The 1,287-nt window shown below is 75.8% G+C and carries 1 protein-coding gene; it reads left to right on the top strand.

Annotated features, from left to right (window positions below):
- Nucleotides 1-165 precede the first annotated feature (165 nt).
- On the top strand, nucleotides 166-1,218 hold the full coding sequence (locus Q6969_RS15735; protein WP_317231281.1) for an aliphatic sulfonate ABC transporter substrate-binding protein: 1,053 nt from the start codon (nucleotides 166-168) through the stop codon (nucleotides 1,216-1,218).
- Nucleotides 1,219-1,287 lie beyond the last annotated feature (69 nt).

Raw genomic sequence — 1,287 nt, forward strand, 5'->3', positions numbered from 1 at the left:
GACGCGCCGCCGCGCACCGGCTCCCGCACGCCGTGCAGCGTCCGCCCGGGCTCCGCTCCGGACGGGACCCGCACCGCCCCAGCACAACCCGCACATCCGCACGTTCCGCACCACCCGACCCGCCGCCCGCGCGATCCCCGCCGGCACAGCACCCGAGGACCCACCGTGACCCGTCTCCCGCTCCGCAGATCCGCCCTCCCGTCCCTCGCGCTCGCGAGCGCCGCCGTGATGCTCCTCGCGGGCTGCGCCGCCGGGGAGGGCTCGTCCGTCGCCCCCGCCGCCGCCTCCGCGGACCCGGCCGGCTGGAGCGCCGACACGCTCACCGTCGACTGGGCCACCTACAACCCGCTGAGCCTCATCGTGAAGGACCAGGGCCTCCTCGAGGCGCGCCTCGGATCCGACGTGCAGGTCGACTGGGTGCAGTCCGCGGGCTCGAACAAGGCCAACGAGCTCCTCCGCGCCGGTGCCGTCGACGTCGGCTCCACCGCCGGGTCCGCCGCGCTCCTCGCCCGGGCGAACGGGTCGCCCATCCGCACGATCGACGTGTACTCGCAGCCCGAGTGGACCGCGATCGTCGTGCCGGAGGGCTCGCCGATCACGAGCGTCGACCAGCTGCGCGGCGCCGACATCGCCGCCACGAAGGGCACCGACCCCTACTTCTTCCTGCTGCAGACGCTCGAGGAGGCCGGCATCCCCGTGTCCGACGTGACCATCCAGAACCTCCAGCACGCCGACGGCCGCGCCGCGCTCGAGAACGGCTCCGTCGACGCGTGGTCCGGGCTCGACCCGCTCATGGCCGCGAGCCAGGCGGAGGCGGGCTCGACGCTCCTGTACCGCAACGTCGACTTCGCGACCTACGGGTTCCTCAACGCCACCCAGTCGTTCCTCGACGCGTCGCCCGACCTCGCGCAGGCGGTCGTCGACGCGTACGAGGAGGCCCGCGCCTGGGCGGTGGAGCACCCGGACGAGACCGCGGCGATCCTCGCGGAGGCCGCCGCCATCGACCCCGCCGTCGCGTCCACCGTCATCGACCGGACCAACCTCGGCGTCGACCCCGTCCCCGGCGACGCCCAGCGCGCCGTGCTCGAGCGCGTCGGCCCGATCCTCGTCGAGTCCGGCGACGTCCCCGACCAGGCGCGGGTCGACACGGCGCTCGACGAGCTGTTCGAGCCGCAGTACGCGGAGTCCGCGGACGCCGGCGCCGTGGCGGCCGGATGACCGCCCTCGGCACGGCTCCGCGCGCGGACGCGGCCGTCGAGGAGGGCGGGGCCGCGCGGCCGGCGACCC

It is taken from the genome of Clavibacter sp. MX14-G9D, assembly GCF_032917815.1.
Taxonomy (GTDB): Bacteria; Actinomycetota; Actinomycetes; order Actinomycetales; family Microbacteriaceae; genus Clavibacter; species Clavibacter michiganensis_K.